Origin of the sequence: Pseudomonas sp. JAI111, assembly GCF_024809425.1 — a bacterium.
In the GTDB taxonomy this organism is placed as follows: Bacteria; Pseudomonadota; Gammaproteobacteria; order Pseudomonadales; family Pseudomonadaceae; genus Aquipseudomonas.
The window spans coordinates 235,816-250,008 of record NZ_JANUCB010000008.1 but is presented as its reverse complement, the minus strand read 5'-3'; the positions used below and the strand labels follow the sequence as shown (position 1 = coordinate 250,008).

The window sequence follows — 14,193 nt, the reverse complement described above, 5'->3', positions numbered from 1 at the left end:
GATCGACTTTTTATTCAACCCCATAATATGAAGCGAAGACATCCCGGTTTGGCCGGGTTTCCGGGAGCACATACACGACCCCGTTGGTCCCTTTGAACGCAGGGCTGATATAACTTCGGTAAAAGTTGGCCGGAACGTTAATACAGCCGTAAGAAATACGTTTGTCCTGAAGATTTGACGACGCCAACCGCTCTGTACGGTGCTCTTTCGGGTTGCTGGTCACGACCGGATGCAACGCGATGGCGTTGTTATAGTCGATCCAGAGAATTTCCTCGCCTTTCAGGTTGCGGGCCAATGAAGCGACAAAACGGCCAGCGGGAGTGGTGCGTTCTTGAGGCTGAATGCTCGACAGCTTGCGGTGGCCGATACCCGGTGCCGAGTCGTCTCCGATAGCCAGCCCAAGCAACACTGACGAGGTACCGCCAAGTTGCCCGTGGGCATCAAAGACCAGCACCCGCGCCCGCTTCTTGTCGATGATCATGAACGGCATGCCGTGATTGTCGCCTGAGTCGACGACCCAGTTAGCCGTATCGCGCGCCTCCTGAGACACATCATCATGCTTGAAGTCGGCATGCCGAAATGATGAGCTTGCCCGAGCTGCTTTTGCAGGGGTTGGATCCGTAGGCGAAGCAGTCTGAGTCAGCGTTGAGGGCTGCCTGGCGATGTCGGCCAAGGCTGATTGCTGATACGCGGCGACAATGGTCAGCAGAGCGAAACAGAGTGCCGATACCGGGCGAAGGACCTTGTGTGGGGCGGTACTTTCTTTCGCCGTGATCGGAGTGTGCAATGCAATCTTTCCCATTGATAGTTGTGAAGTGTCCACCCCACCGGCAGGCAGGGCGTTGGCCCTGATTGCCGGTTTTTGCCGAAATAGTGTGCCTGTCGGCGATGTTGAGACAGGTTTCAGTTGCGCTCCTGTCGAGGCAAATACACCGGGGCTTCGTAGATATAAGGCTGTTCTACCGCAGGCTCTATTACGGGCGCCTGTACAACGGGCGTTACCCGTGTCAACTGATTGGACGGCACGTTGATTCCGCTTCCCACGACTGATAGCGCTGGTTCTAACGGGAGGTTTGCGTTGACTAGCTCAGGACCTGCGTATTGCAGGCTTCCTTTCTTGGCAAACGGCGTGGTCGCATAGGTCGTGTTGTTGACATCAGGATTCGTTGCGCCGCGGTACGCTTGCAACGACTGACCGCGAGATGCTGAGTCAAATGGTGTCGAGCCCGGAGTGGTAGGGCCTAGCGGTGTCGATCCTGGCGGTGTTGAGCCAGGAGGCGTCGAGCCCGGTGGTGTCGACCCTGGTATCGCCGCCTCTGCGATGAGCAAACGGCCCTGGACGTAATTGATGGCGTAGTTGGCGGGATTGAAAGTGCCTGCGGTCGCATTGCTGGCTGTGATCACGTAGGGGTTACCAGCCACCGGCGCGTTCGCGACTGTCCCCGGACTTGTGAGGGTGACACTTCCAACGGTCTCGTTATTAACCAGGCCTGTTGATGTGAAGGCAGATGTCGCAAGTACCAGGGTTTCACCGAACTGTTTGGTGGCGTCGTTAGCAATGATCGTCAGTGGTGCCTGGGTGATATTCCCGGGAGTGATCCCGGCACCTGCAGTGCCCTGGATTGCGGTAATCGAATCGAATGGCGTGAACAAGGCAAACCGGTTTGCGTCCGCACCTCCAAGCGAATAGCCGGTGTAATTCACCGGTTTGGCGAAGCCTACGTCCGGAGAATTAAACGTTGCAGACCCCGGTTGCAGAACGACGTCGCCAGCCAAGGTAGGATTGCCCTTGAACGATAGCGTGGCCGCATTGTTACCGTCGTAAACCTTATTGTTGGCCTGTACGAATGCCCACATGAATTGGTTTAACGAAGCGTTTCCCGTCAGCGTGAAGTTACCGGAGAAATCCGTAGGCGTGGCATAAGAGACCGGTGCGTAAAAAATCCTGATGGTGGAAAGCGGGCCGGTAACAGCCGGAAGAACGCCAGCCGCGAAATTCACGGTGCCGACGCCTGTACCGTCATTGGCACCCACCAGCAGCACGTTGCCGTTGGTCACGGTGAACATCCCGTTGATATTGACGTCGTGGCCAGCCACTTGGGTAAGGTTACCTCCCGTCACGGTAACTGCGGCATTTTGATCTATGTTGCGCCCGGCGATCATTGTCAGATTTCCGCCGGTGGTGGTAATGGCCTGATTTACGACGACGTCACGATTGGCGCTCAAAGTCAGCGTTGTGGGGGTTGGGGTCGGCGTCCATGTCACCGCGTCATTAACGAAAATGTCACCGTTCCCGGTACCGGGACTGTTGGTAATGACGACACTGTTGTTTACCAATTGCTGTTCAAGGGTAGTGGCTGCGATATCACCTCCCGTGTTTGCAATGGTGAAATCACTGGGGTCAATCAGCCAGGTCCCGGTTTTTCCCTGAGGGGCGGCTGTGGTGATTCTTGTACCGCTCGCCACTTTGACATGCGCGGCCGAAGTTTCGACAAAGCCACCATCACCGCCCTTGGGTGCACTCGCATCGAGAGTGCCAGCCACGTTCACGGTGCCGGTCTGCATGTCACCCATCAGCATGATGGTGCCATTGCGATTTTCCAGGGTCTGCGCCCGAATCACGCCGGTGTTGTTCACTGTGGATTCGAACAGGCTGCCGGCCGACTTCGCAGTCATCACGACCCGGCCACCGTCAGCCTGGATCAGGCCGCCGTTCTGTACCAGAGCGTCAACCGCACCCTTGTTGACCGCCACGCTCAACAGCCCGTCACCCGCCACATCAAGGGTCATCGAGTTACCTGCGGCGAGGGCGACAGTGCCGAGCTGCGCCTGGATGGTGCCTTGGTTGCTAACGTTGGCGCCTAGCAGGGCAACAGAGCCGCCATCGGCATTGATCGAGCCGTAGTTGACGATGCTGCCAGGCCCTGAGCCTTCGAAATTATATTTACCCGCCATGAAATCGCTGTCGCTGATGTTCCGGGTCGAGCCCACCAGGCCGGCGACGTTAACCGAAGCCCCTTGACCGAACACGATGCCGTTCGGGTTGACCAGGAACACTTTGCCGTTGGCGTTGAGCGACCCCAAGATGCTTGAGGGATCAGAGCCCAGCACGCGGTTGAGGACAATGGCGCTGCTATTGGGTTGCACGAACTTTACCGACTCGTTCGACCCAATGTTGAAGCTCTGCCAGTTGATGGCCGCGTTCTGGCTCGTTTGAGTCACTGTCGTAGTGCCGGCAGTACCGCCTATTGTCGCGCTGCCAGCTGACACGGCTCCGCCCACGGGAAGTGCATAAGCATCAAATCCGGCCGAGAGCAGGATGGCAGCGGTCAACGATTTCAACGTGAAATGAACTGCAGTGATCGTGATTGAGCTGCTTCGACCTGCTGCTTTACTGCCGCCGTTTTTAGCGTTTTCCGAAACAGCTACGAACGTTCCGGTCTTGGCGTTCCAGATGGATTGATAACTGATATTCATGATGTGTACCTACTCTGTTCAGGCATTGCTAGCCCAGGATTCGTTGCGGTAACCAAGTCGGCGATCAAAAATATTTGACCATCTGGACCCAGAAGCGCCCGCTCGAATCCGGCGCCGAGATAGACTTCTCGTCACCCAGTTTGTGGGCGTAGTAGGTCTTCACGGAGAAGTTGTTAGTCTCGAACCAGTTAACGCCTACACCGGCCCCGCTTAATGTTCTGGTCCTGTCCGAGCCGTCCCAGCGATTTTCGTTGAGGGTGACCGTACCGGTGTCGACGAAACTCACCAGCTGCAATTGCCCCATCCGTAGTTGAGAGAATTGCGGCAACAGGTATCGGGCCTCCGCGGTTGCCAAATAACCTTCGTCGCCAAAGGCTTCGCCCTGCGGATAAGCTCTTACGCCGTCTATGCCGCCGAGGTACATCTTTTCTGAGATATCGAGGTTTTTGGAAGCCACTTGCCCGTTGACTGCGCCGTAGAGCGAGAACGCATCGGTGATACGTTGCAAGCGCATGGCACTGAAACCCAATTTGTCGTAATGCCCATTAGTTCGTGCGGTGAGTCCGTCGACCGCACGTGCCTCAGGGGTCTGGATGTCAAGGTTGCCAGTCGACCAGGTCAGGGAGCCCGCGGTCAGTCCTCCACCGCCGAAGTCATCACGATGGTCGCCGCGTAGGGTTGCCATGAGAACCTCGACTTTCCTGTCGACATGCGCCGGGATTGAATCGATGCGATCTTCAAAAGTTTTGTAATCGAAACCGAGCTGAGCGTAGATGTTGCTTCTGCGGGAGCGAAGCAGTGGGTAACTGCCATAGATACTGGCGATGTCCGCCGTTCCGTTTGCGCGTAAATCACTGAACTCCCTACCCATCTCATAATCCAGCCGGCTATAGGCGACGCCCGCTGTCGCCTTGCCAAACTGCATCTGGTAGGCGGCGCGAGCATAGTCAAGACCATCGAAACTGGAGAGCGCGCGAAGTGTGGCAACGTCGCCCTGCCCAGCCAGATTGTTGATATTCAGGGTCCCGCCTAAACGGTACTCGCCGGTATAGTGGTTGCCTCCATTATCAGCGTCGATGCTGCCGGTTACCCGCTGTCCGGGCGTAACGTCGACGATGAGGTCAGCCGCTCCGACGGAGGCGCCTGGCACTAGCGTGGAACGCACCTCGACGCCGGGAGTGTCCGACAACAGCAGGAGATCGCTTTCCAGGGGACCGGAGTTGATCGTATCGCCGCTGTGCAAGTTGTCCACCGGGCCGCGGGCCAGTCGGTCAGACAAGTTCGTCTGATTCCGCACCGTCACGGCGCCATACTGGCCTTCCATGACCGCGATGGTTACGACCCCGTTTTTGATTTCCTGAGCAGGCAAGTAAGCCTGCGCAACGAAATAGCCTTTTTGACGATAGAAGTCGGCAATTCTCGCGGCCATCGTCTGCAGATCGCCCAGGCTTAATTCGTTACCCGCCGTAAAGCGTGTCAGTTTAAGGAGTTCGGCTTCTGAGTAGAGAGTTTGCCCAGTGATGCGTAGCGCATTGACCTTTATGCGAGCACTGTTCTGGGCCGGCACGTTTGCTGTCGAGCGCGGTTGAACACGGATTTCCGGCTCTGTTTTTTGGCGTGTTGGAGAAGCGGGTACTTGTTGTATCTGACTGCCTGCGCCCAAAGGTTGTACGGCAAAGGCTCCCTGGCTCAAGGTCAATAGAGCTAGCGCCACGTATTTTTTTTGCAAGATGATGCCCTCGGTATTTCTACCTGATACAGGAGCCCGTGGGAGCACAGGCGATCGTTAATTGCTATATGCAAAAGTGGAAGACTTGATACATCAGATAGGGTTGCGGATCGCAGGCAGCATTGAACTTTCCCAACTCACCATAACTATCGACGCTATGGTTAGAAACTTTAATAATTATGTGACTGCGCTGGCAATTATTTATATCCCGTCATTAGGTAACGAGCGCACTTACGCCCGTCGCATAATTTTCGGCAACGCACTGCATTCATCACAGGAAAAGTTCTGTAGTCGGACGATAGTTAAATATAGGTGCGTTCTGTTTCTTCTTATAGATACTCAAGCACAGGCCACGGTTGCTGCTCTCAGGGTTGCAGACTAGATAGCCATTGGTTTATTTGCGATTCAATCGCGTCTATCCCTAGCAATGCCGGTGCGATTGCGTACTTCGAAGCACAATGTATGCTCTCGTTTTTTTTGTGCAAGTAGAAGAAGTTCGCTGTAGGTATAGGTACCTATGCGGGAGTGGTTGTAACGCTTAATAGTGCTCGGGCGAATGATCACGAAAAAGCAGTGTCCAGCCCATGATCAACTCCGAGATAGCGCGGGCCCCCATTTTTTGCATGACCCGGGCTCGATGGATATCGATGGTTTTTTTGCTGTTACCCAGGAGCGCTGCTATTTCCTGGCTGGTCATACCTGCCACCATCAGGTCAAACACCTCCCGCTCTCGGGCCGTCAGGCTGCTCAGGTGCTGTCGGTAGTCATCAGCCAAGGCACGGCGAGCAAACACCGGTCTAGCCTTGTGGAAAATGTCTTCAACTGTTTTCAATAGCTCGACGCTATTGAAAGGTTTTTGCAATAACCCCAGCGCGCCGGCACGGGTAACCCGGATTGCAGCTTCAATGGTGGCATGTCCGGTCATGATCAATACGACCACATTCAGTTTGAGCTGTACGATATTGTCCAGTAGCACCTCGCCGCGCATTTTAGGCATTGCCAGATCAAGAATCAGGCACGAAGGAAGGCCGTCGTAGGCTTTTAAAAACTCGGCAGCGCTGGCATGGAGCTTTACCCGATAGCCGGCAATTGTCAGCAACTGAAAGAGCGCAGCGCGGGTATTGGAGTCATCATCGACCACATGGACCGTTTCGCTTGTAGTGGCGCCGCCAACCGTGTTTTTGATCATCATACAATCCAGACGCGCACAGCTCAGTTCGGACCTGTGTCCGCGGGTTTTTGAGGTGGGAATTATCTAATGCCTGGCGATTATACCAAGTCAAGCGTCGCTTCAAACAAGACTTTAATCTAGTTGTAGTGCCGTCTATCGCGGGGCCATACATGTGATCATTGAACGCATCGCAGGTACTTTCGTTGATCATCCAACAATAATGCAACTTTCCGCCATTCATTAAACTCCAATAGTGAGCCATGACTGTGCGCGACCCTGATCGCATTCTCTAATTACTTTCTCAATCGGCGTTGAGCGCAGCGTGACTGGCGAGGAAGCAATATGCGTCTAGGTGATTTTATTCTTGAAAATATCGATCCTATTATTAGTAATTGGGAAAAGTTCTCAGTCACTCTTGCGCCAAGCCGTGATTCAAACTCAGTTGCATTGCGCGGCCATGCCACAGAAATGCTTAAAGCGGTTGTCAGCGATTTAATGGTGGCTCAAATTGCACATGAGCGGTCTTTCAAACAGCACAGCGCTATGGCTGCGCAGCACCATGAAACAGCTATTCACAGTCATCCCGTGATGGGGTTGATGGCAGGCTTCACCATTAATCAGACGATTTCCGAATATCGGCTCTTGCGCATGAGCGTATTGATAGTGTGGTTGCAACGTGTCAAGTCGGGGGCGGATTTCGATGTCGAGGATACGATGCGCTTCAACGAGACGGTGGATCAAGCAATCGCCGAATCCGTCGCAAGCTATTCGGGCGCCGTCGAAGAAACCCGATCTCGCTTTGGCGTGCTTGGCCACGACATGCGCACCCACCTGGGAGCGATCATGCTCAGCGCCGACATTCTCTTGCAGTGCAAAGAGATTGGCGTGGAGGCTACAAATGTGGCGTCGAGGATCTACATCAGCGTCAAACGCGCCGAACAGATTGTCGGTGAGCTTATGGGAAGACTCTACTCAGGGCCCGGGACAAAAATTACGGCCGAGCGCGTTGCAGATTTGTGAGTTTATCTCTTCCCGACCTCTTAACCTTTAGCTGGCGAGGATTTAACGCACGGGGCGCATGGCGCAATGTGTAACCACACGCTGTGCCTGGAGCGTAGTTTGGTGGCTGGACGGTCGCTCAATCAGGTGCGGAAATTAGCATTCGCTTGAAAAATGACTCCACCGCTTCGTTCTTTTCCGTTGAAACTGTGGAGTTCTGCTTGGCTTTCAGGCATTAAAAAGCCGGCTTGTGGCCGGCTTCTCGGGGACTGGCTTGGTTCATTTTTGGTAAACCGCGCCAGCCTTCAAAACGTACACCCGGATCTTGCGTCCGGCTGTGGGACTTGGCGAGAAAATCATCTGCCTTGTCGGTGCGATCGGGCCGCGGGGCGGGTCGATGCGCAAATGTGGGGCGCAGCATACTGATTTTTTTGGGGAATTCCCAGTGTGGTGTGCGTATTAGAGCTGTCGGGGCTTGGGGGCAGGCTACCTTTCCGGATTTTTTGGGTGAATGTTGCATCGCCTTCGCGGGCAAGCCCGCTCCCACCAGGATCGTGTGATGCCGGTGGGCGTGGGCAGGGGTCACAGAAACGGCACCACCGGCCGCCGCTTGTTCAACGTCGACCACCAGAACACCCAGCCCAATACCCGGATGTTCTGCTTATCAATCTGTTCGGCATTGAAGATCTCGTCGGGATGCTCGGCCTTGTTGTAGCTGCGCAACCGCAACGCATTGCCTGGCATCCGGTGCAGGTATTTGATTCGCAGCATTCCGTCGTGCTCAATCGCGTAAATCTCTCCATCAATCACCTTGGTCAGCCCTCGGTCGACGGCGAGTGTGGAGCCATCCTCAATCCTTGCCCCCATGCCATTACCGACCATCTGCACGCAGAACACATCCGCATGGTTGATTTCCAGGGAGTCGAGGTGGCTTTTGGGCAGACGTATTGACTGGCCAGGGTCTTCGACGACGTGGGTTTTGCTGGACCCCGGGTTTATGGGTCTTTCCATGTAGACGGGCAGTTCGACGTCACTGGGCTCGATGACCGTGTAGATGCCACGAATCGCCTGGGCGTCGAAGGTGTTGCCCGACTCGTCGAGCAGGTGCAGGTGTTTGGAGTCCTGTGGACCTTCGCCTGTCTTGAGCCAGTCGCTGTTGACCGAGAGTAATCTGGAGACCTCTTCCATGCGGTAGGCGGGCACACCGCGGGTGTACCAGTTGTGGATGTTTTGAGCTTCCGTGTCGAAAAAAGCAGCAAATCCTGTCGTCGTGATCTTCGCTTTTTCGAGGAGCGCCTTGAACCGTGGGCCGCTAGTGTTCTTTTTCATAAACACGAGTCTACGGGCGCAGGGCGGGGCTTTGAATAAACGAACCGTTCAAATTTGGCGGGAAATTTACGACCGGATGTAAGACGTATTTGGAACAAATTAAACAGAAAAAAACCGCAACAGCCGAAAGATAAACACGCTGTTTAATACGCGTTATGAGCGCCCACAAAAAACCCCGGATCAACCGGGGTTTTTTTCAAGTCGTCAGTGGCGCAAGGCCAATGGCGTCTCAGCCTTTATAAGCTGCAGCCGACTTGGTGATCGCTTCGCGAGCGGCATCTGCACCGGCCCAGCCTTCGATCTTGACCCATTTGCCTTTTTCGAGATCTTTGTAGTTCGCGAAGAAGTGCTCGATCTGCTGGATCAGCAGTGGTGGCAGGTCGGTGTATTCCTTCACGTCGACGTACAGCTGGGACAGCTTGTCGTGTGGGACTGCGATGACTTTGGCATCGCCGCCGCCGTCGTCGGTCATGTTCAGGATGCCGACTGGACGAGCGCGGATCACCGCACCTGGAGCAACCGGGTAAGGGGTCACGACCAGCACGTCGAGGGGATCACCGTCGTCAGCCAGGGTGTTCGGGATGTAACCGTAGTTGGCCGGGTAGAACATCGGGGTGGCCATGAAACGGTCAACGAACAGGCAATCGCTGTCTTTGTCGATTTCGTACTTGATCGGCGCGTGGTTGGCCGGAATCTCGATCGCGACGTAGATGTCGTTCGGCAGGTCTTTGCCAGCCGGAATCTTGCTGTAGCTCATTGGGCGGTGCCCCCGTTAGTTGACCAAAAACACTTGGCCGGATTGACCAAAAAGTGGCGGCGATTATAGGCATATTCCGCCACCGTTGCTATGGATCAGAGGTCGTGTAGACCTTAGTCGCGTGCCTGATAGACCGGGTCTTCGGCCAGAAGTTGCCGCAGCCGGGCCAATGGGTCCTGGCGGTAAAACAGCTTCAACTGCTCATAGACCTTGGGATAAGCCTCGACCAGCAGATCCGGAGCGCTGAAGAAGTACTCGCTGGTAACCGCAAAGAACTCGGCGGGGTTTTCCGCCGCGTAGGGGTCGATGGCTGTTTCGACGTCCGGATTGCGGTCGAGTTGCCGATTGAGGTCGTCGTAGGCTTGCTGCATGACCTTGGCCCAGTCGCTGACGCGCATGTCAGGGTGCAATGGCGGCAGGCCGTTGGCGTCGCCGTTGAGCATGTCGAGCTTGTGCGCGAGTTCGTGGATCACCAGGTTGTAGCCTTCCCAGCCGCCGCTGGCCATTACACCGGGCCAGGCGAGGATGATCGGGCCTTGCTGCCAGGCTTCGCCGCTGTGTTCGCCGTCCCACTCGTGTTCGACGCCGCTGGCGTCACGATGACGCTGGGGGCTGAGGAAGTCGTCGGGGTAGAGGACGATTTCGTGGAAGCCCTGATACCAGTTCAGATCGCCCAGGTGCAGCAGCGGCAATTGCGCCTGAGCGGCAAGCAGCAGGCGCTGTTCCTGGTGGAGTTCGACGCCCTGCAAGGCGGTGAGGTGCTTGTCCTGCAGGAACAAGACGCAGGCTTCACGCAGCCACTGGTCTTCAGCGGCGCTGATGCCATCGAGAAAACTCAGGTGGTGACGCACCCGTTGCCACAGGTCGTCGGCAATCGGGTGTTTGGCCAGGGTGCGCTGGCGACGCCAGGCACTAAGCGACCACATCGTGGATCAGCGCTATTGGACTTTGGACGCGGCATTGCCGTAACGGCTGCGGATGAAACCGATGATCATCGGCAGCAGCGACAGCAGAATGATGCCCACGACCAGCAGCGAGAGGTTTTTCTTGATGAACGGGACGTTGCCGAAGAAGTAACCGAGGGTCACCAGGCCGCCCACCCAAAAAACGGTGCCGAGGACGCTGAAGGAAAAGAAACGCAGGTAAGGCATTTTGCCGACACCGGCGACGAACGGTGCAAACGTTCGGATGATCGGCAGGAAGCGCGCCAGGGTGACGGTCTTGCCACCGTGCTTGTCATAGAAGTCGTGGGTCTGTTGCAGGTAGTCGCGGCGGAAGATTTTCGAGTCTGGATTGCTGAACAGCTTCTCGCCGGCCGTTCGGCCAATGATGTAGTTGGTACTGTCGCCGAGGATCGCCGCCAGCATCAACAGGCCGCCCAGCAATACCGGGTCCATGCCACCGCCGGCCGCTACGGCGCCCGCGATGAACAACAGGGAATCACCCGGCAGGAACGGCATCACCACCAGACCGGTTTCGCAGAAAATCACCAGAAACAGGATGGCGTAGATCCATAACCCGTAGTTTTTTACCAGCAAGTCGAGGTAAACATCGAGATGCAGAATAAGGTCGATCGGGTTGAAATCCATGGAGGGCACCTGTCGTGATGGCCCGACTCTGCAGGCCTGTGCGGATGACTTCGCGAAAGCCTACAGACGAATGTAGTTTTTCGTACAAGCCGGAAAGTGCGGCATTATACGATTTGATTCGTGAAAAACCTGTCGAGTTTGTAGCGGGGAATGTCAGAGGTCCGACAGGCTGCACACCAACCCTGTGGCGAGCGGGGGCAGGCCCGTCGCCACACAGGAGCAACCTTAAAGTTCGTCGCTGATCGGCAACACGTAGTTCTTGAATTCGGTGTCTTCCTTGAATCCGATGGACTCGTAGGTTTTCTGCGCCACTTCATTGTTGCTGCTGGTGGAAACACGCATGCGCACGGCATTGGTTTCCTTGGCCATTTTCTTCGCGGTGCGGATGAGGTTGTCGGCCACCAGCTGGCGGCGGGCGTCTTCGGCGACGTAGATGTCGTTGAGGATCCACACGCGTTTAAGCGAAAGGGACGAAAAGCTCGGATACAACTGACAGAAACCCATCAGTTTGTCGTCGGAATCGGCCAGTGCCAGGTAGATCACCGATTCCTTGCGTCGCAGACGTTTCTCAAGGAACGCCCGGGACGAGTCCGGATACGCCAGGGCGCCATAAAATTCGCGATATTTGACGAACAACGGGGTCAGCAGGTCCAGGTGTTCGAGGGTCGCTTGAATAATCCGCATCGATAGGTCTCGTCTTCAAGTGGCTGTCATCACGTGCTCTGACGGCGAACGGTTCTTCACTCGGGCAGCCGTGCATCGATCCTGCCTGAAATCAAAGCACAAACGCAATGCGGAAACGGTTCAGGCATCAGGTGGACTGAGCAGGAAATTACCTTTCATGTCCGCACCTGCGTCCGACTCCAGGGTGTGAATCTGCGCTTCGTCCTTCAAGTTGACGCCCGACAGTTGGCGCCGGCAAGCCTCACGCATCAAGTACAGCAAGCGGTGTGCCGCCATGCCGTAACTCAGGCCCTCAAGTCGAACATTGGAGATGCAATTGCGGTAGGCGTCCGTCAGCCCGACCTTGGGACCGTAGGTGAAATATAACCCCAGGCTGTCTGGCGAACTGAGGCCCGGGCGCTCGCCAATCAGGATGACCACCATTTTTGCGCCCAACAGCTCGCCAATCTCGTCGGCCACGGCGACCCGGCCCTGGGCGACCAGCATGACCGGCGACACCGACCAGCCTTCCGCCTTGATCTGTTCTTCCATTCGCGCCAGAAACGGCAGCGTATGACGATGAACGGCCAGCGCCGACAGTCCATCGGCCACGACAATCGCCAGATCCACGCCGCCAGGATGAGCCAAGGCGTAATCGCGCAAGGTCTGCGCCGACTCATCACTCAACTTTCGCCCCAGATCGGGGCGCTGCAAGTAACTGTCCCGGTTGGCAGCGGCGCTATGCAGCAACAGACTGTCGCGCCCGCATTCAGCCAATTGCGCGCTGAGCCCGGCATGATCGAACGGCAAATGCACCGCATCCCGAGCCTGGGCGTGGGCGTACTGGAAATCCAGTTGCGCGCTGGTTGGCATGCTGGTGCCGGTGCGGCCCAGGGCAATGCGTGCCGGCGTCAGGCGACGCAATTCCAGCAGTGGATTTTCTGCATCTACAGGCGGTTTATCCATTTCAACACTCATCCCAGTTGCGCCATCGCTTGGCGGAAAGCCGGCGGTAGCCTGTCACCGAAGTGAATCTTGCCATCCGCCTGGGTGAGGATGCCCATTTTCGCCAGCCACTGTTCGAACTCCGGCGCCGGTTTCAGCCCCAGTGTCTGGCGGGCATACAAGGCGTCGTGGAACGAGGTGGTCTGGTAGTTGAGCATGATGTCGTCGGAGCCGGGGATGCCCATGATGAAGTTGATCCCGGCCACGCTCAACAGGGTCAGCAGGGTGTCCATGTCGTCCTGGTCGGCTTCGGCGTGGTTGGTGTAGCAAATGTCGCAGCCCATCGGTACGCCCAGCAGCTTGCCGCAGAAGTGGTCTTCGAGGCCGGCGCGAATGATCTGTTTGCCGTTGTAGAGGTATTCCGGACCGATGAATCCTACAACTGTATTGACCAGGAACGGCTTGAAATGGCGTGCCACGGCGTAGGCGCGGGTTTCGCAGGTCTGTTGATCCATGCCGTGGTGGGCGTTGGCTGACAGGGCGCTGCCCTGGCCGGTCTCGAAATACATCAGGTTGCGGCCCAGCGTTCCGCGATTCAGGCTCAGGCCGGCGTCGTAACCTTCCTGCAGGACATTCAGGTTGATGCCGAAACTGGCATTGGCCGCTTCAGTGCCGGCGATCGATTGGAACACCAGGTCCAGCGGAACGCCGCGATTGATCGCCTCGATGGAGGTCGTGACGTGGGTCAGCACGCAGGCCTGGGTCGGAATTTCGTAGCGCTGGATGATCGCGTCGAGCATTTCCAGCATGGCGCAGATCGAGGCGATGCTGTCGGTGGCCGGGTTGATGCCGATCATCGCGTCGCCGTTGCCGTACAGCAGGCCGTCGAGAATGCTCGCCGCGATGCCGGCCGGTTCGTCGGTGGGGTGATTGGGTTGCAGGCGAGTGGATAAACGTCCACGCAGGCCCATCGTGCCGCGAAATTTTGTGACGACACGGATTTTCTGCGCCACCAGCACCAGATCCTGCACGCGCATGATCTTTGACACCGCGGCGGCCATTTCCGGGGTCAGGCCGGGGGCGAGCGCGCGCAGGCTCTGTTCGTCAGCGGCGTCGCTCAACAGCCAGTCGCGAAAACCGCCAACAGTGAGGTGGCTGACGGCTGAAAAAGCCTGAGTGTCGTGGGTGTCGATGATCAGCCGGGTGACTTCATCGGCCTCGTAAGGAACCAGCATTTCCTCCAGGAAGTGCGTCAGCGGGATGTCGGCCAAGGCCATCTGCGCGGCCACTCGCTCGCCATCGTTGAGGGCCGCGACGCCGGCCAGAAAGTCCCCGGAACGCGCGGGACTGGCCTTGGCCATGACGTCTTTGAGGCTGGCGAAGCGATAGGTCTGGGCGCCGACGGAATGGGCAAATGTGGCCATGGAACGGTGTCCTCCAAATCATGAATCACTGTAGGAGCTGTCGAGTGCAACGAGGCTGCGATCCTTTGATCTTGCCTTTCAAGATCGCAGCCTCGTTGCACTCGACAGCT

12 protein-coding genes are annotated in these 14,193 nt (G+C 56.6%); 1 reads left to right on the top strand and 11 read right to left on the bottom strand.

Annotated elements, in window-relative coordinates; translation table 11 throughout:
* Nucleotides 1–10: 10 nt before the first annotated feature.
* The 4 genes from HNR03_RS23440 to HNR03_RS23425 form a co-directional block, all read right to left on the bottom strand.
* Entirely contained in the window at nucleotides 11–787 is a 777-nt protein-coding gene (locus tag HNR03_RS23440) for a hypothetical protein (protein WP_259156146.1), read from the bottom strand.
* Nucleotides 788–903: 116 nt separating this feature from the next.
* Nucleotides 904–3,477 carry a filamentous hemagglutinin N-terminal domain-containing protein gene (locus HNR03_RS23435; protein WP_259156145.1) on the bottom strand — a complete coding sequence of 858 codons (2,574 nt, stop codon included), beginning with the start codon at nucleotides 3,475–3,477 and terminating at the stop codon, nucleotides 904–906.
* 64 nt (nucleotides 3,478–3,541) lie between these two features.
* A complete protein-coding gene (locus HNR03_RS23430; RefSeq protein WP_259156144.1) occupies nucleotides 3,542–5,206 on the bottom strand; it encodes a ShlB/FhaC/HecB family hemolysin secretion/activation protein in 1,665 nt (554 codons plus the stop codon).
* 538 nt (nucleotides 5,207–5,744) lie between these two features.
* Complete coding sequence (locus HNR03_RS23425) at nucleotides 5,745–6,395, bottom strand: response regulator transcription factor (RefSeq protein WP_259156143.1); 651 nt, start codon at nucleotides 6,393–6,395, stop codon at nucleotides 5,745–5,747.
* Nucleotides 6,396–6,719: 324 nt separating this feature from the next.
* Here HNR03_RS23425 and HNR03_RS23420 point away from each other — a divergent pair, with 324 nt between their 5' ends.
* Nucleotides 6,720–7,397, top strand: coding sequence for a hypothetical protein (locus tag HNR03_RS23420; RefSeq protein ID WP_259156142.1), 678 nt, complete (start codon nucleotides 6,720–6,722; stop codon nucleotides 7,395–7,397).
* A 561-nt stretch (nucleotides 7,398–7,958) separates the two neighbouring features.
* On the opposite strand, the gene HNR03_RS23415 is transcribed toward HNR03_RS23420, so the two are convergent.
* The 7 genes from HNR03_RS23415 to HNR03_RS23385 form a co-directional block, all read right to left on the bottom strand.
* On the bottom strand, nucleotides 7,959–8,705 hold the full coding sequence (locus HNR03_RS23415) for a S24 family peptidase (RefSeq protein ID WP_259156141.1): 747 nt from the start codon (nucleotides 8,703–8,705) through the stop codon (nucleotides 7,959–7,961).
* Nucleotides 8,706–8,934: 229 nt separating this feature from the next.
* Nucleotides 8,935–9,462, bottom strand: coding sequence for an inorganic diphosphatase (gene ppa / locus HNR03_RS23410; protein ID WP_222588625.1), 528 nt, complete (start codon nucleotides 9,460–9,462; stop codon nucleotides 8,935–8,937).
* Between the two features lie 113 nt (nucleotides 9,463–9,575).
* The gene (locus HNR03_RS23405; RefSeq protein ID WP_259156140.1) at nucleotides 9,576–10,388 is read right to left on the bottom strand and encodes a zinc-dependent peptidase; all 813 of its coding nucleotides are present in this window, start codon (nucleotides 10,386–10,388) and stop codon (nucleotides 9,576–9,578) included.
* 12 nt (nucleotides 10,389–10,400) lie between these two features.
* A complete protein-coding gene (locus HNR03_RS23400) occupies nucleotides 10,401–11,051 on the bottom strand; it encodes a DedA family protein (protein ID WP_259156139.1) in 651 nt (216 codons plus the stop codon).
* A 225-nt stretch (nucleotides 11,052–11,276) separates the two neighbouring features.
* Nucleotides 11,277–11,735: an N-acetyltransferase gene (locus HNR03_RS23395; RefSeq protein WP_090179395.1), complete on the bottom strand. Its 459-nt coding sequence runs from the start codon at nucleotides 11,733–11,735 to the stop codon at nucleotides 11,277–11,279.
* 120 nt (nucleotides 11,736–11,855) lie between these two features.
* Nucleotides 11,856–12,680 (bottom strand): ethanolamine ammonia-lyase subunit EutC, encoded by an 825-nt coding sequence (gene eutC, locus HNR03_RS23390; protein ID WP_259156138.1) that lies wholly within the window; start codon nucleotides 12,678–12,680, stop codon nucleotides 11,856–11,858.
* Nucleotides 12,681–12,688: 8 nt separating this feature from the next.
* Nucleotides 12,689–14,083 carry an ethanolamine ammonia-lyase subunit EutB gene (locus HNR03_RS23385; protein ID WP_259156137.1) on the bottom strand — a complete coding sequence of 465 codons (1,395 nt, stop codon included), beginning with the start codon at nucleotides 14,081–14,083 and terminating at the stop codon, nucleotides 12,689–12,691.
* Nucleotides 14,084–14,193: the final 110 nt, after the last annotated feature.

Excerpts from the sequence above, each read along its gene's own strand:
- HNR03_RS23435 (WP_259156145.1), bottom strand. The coding sequence starts at position 3,477 with ATGAATATCAGTTATCAATCCATCTGGAACGCCAAGACCGGAACGTTC.
- HNR03_RS23415 (WP_259156141.1), bottom strand. The coding sequence starts at position 8,705 with ATGAAAAAGAACACTAGCGGCCCACGGTTCAAGGCGCTCCTCGAAAAA.
- eutC (WP_259156138.1), bottom strand. The coding sequence starts at position 12,680 with ATGGATAAACCGCCTGTAGATGCAGAAAATCCACTGCTGGAATTGCGT.
- HNR03_RS23385 (WP_259156137.1), bottom strand. The coding sequence starts at position 14,083 with ATGGCCACATTTGCCCATTCCGTCGGCGCCCAGACCTATCGCTTCGCC.
- HNR03_RS23425 (WP_259156143.1), bottom strand. The coding sequence starts at position 6,395 with ATGATCAAAAACACGGTTGGCGGCGCCACTACAAGCGAAACGGTCCAT.
- HNR03_RS23400 (WP_259156139.1), bottom strand. The coding sequence starts at position 11,051 with ATGGATTTCAACCCGATCGACCTTATTCTGCATCTCGATGTTTACCTC.
- HNR03_RS23405 (WP_259156140.1), bottom strand. The coding sequence starts at position 10,388 with ATGTGGTCGCTTAGTGCCTGGCGTCGCCAGCGCACCCTGGCCAAACAC.
- HNR03_RS23395 (WP_090179395.1), bottom strand. The coding sequence starts at position 11,735 with ATGCGGATTATTCAAGCGACCCTCGAACACCTGGACCTGCTGACCCCG.
- ppa (WP_222588625.1), bottom strand. The coding sequence starts at position 9,462 with ATGAGCTACAGCAAGATTCCGGCTGGCAAAGACCTGCCGAACGACATC.
- HNR03_RS23420 (WP_259156142.1), top strand. The coding sequence starts at position 6,720 with ATGCGTCTAGGTGATTTTATTCTTGAAAATATCGATCCTATTATTAGT.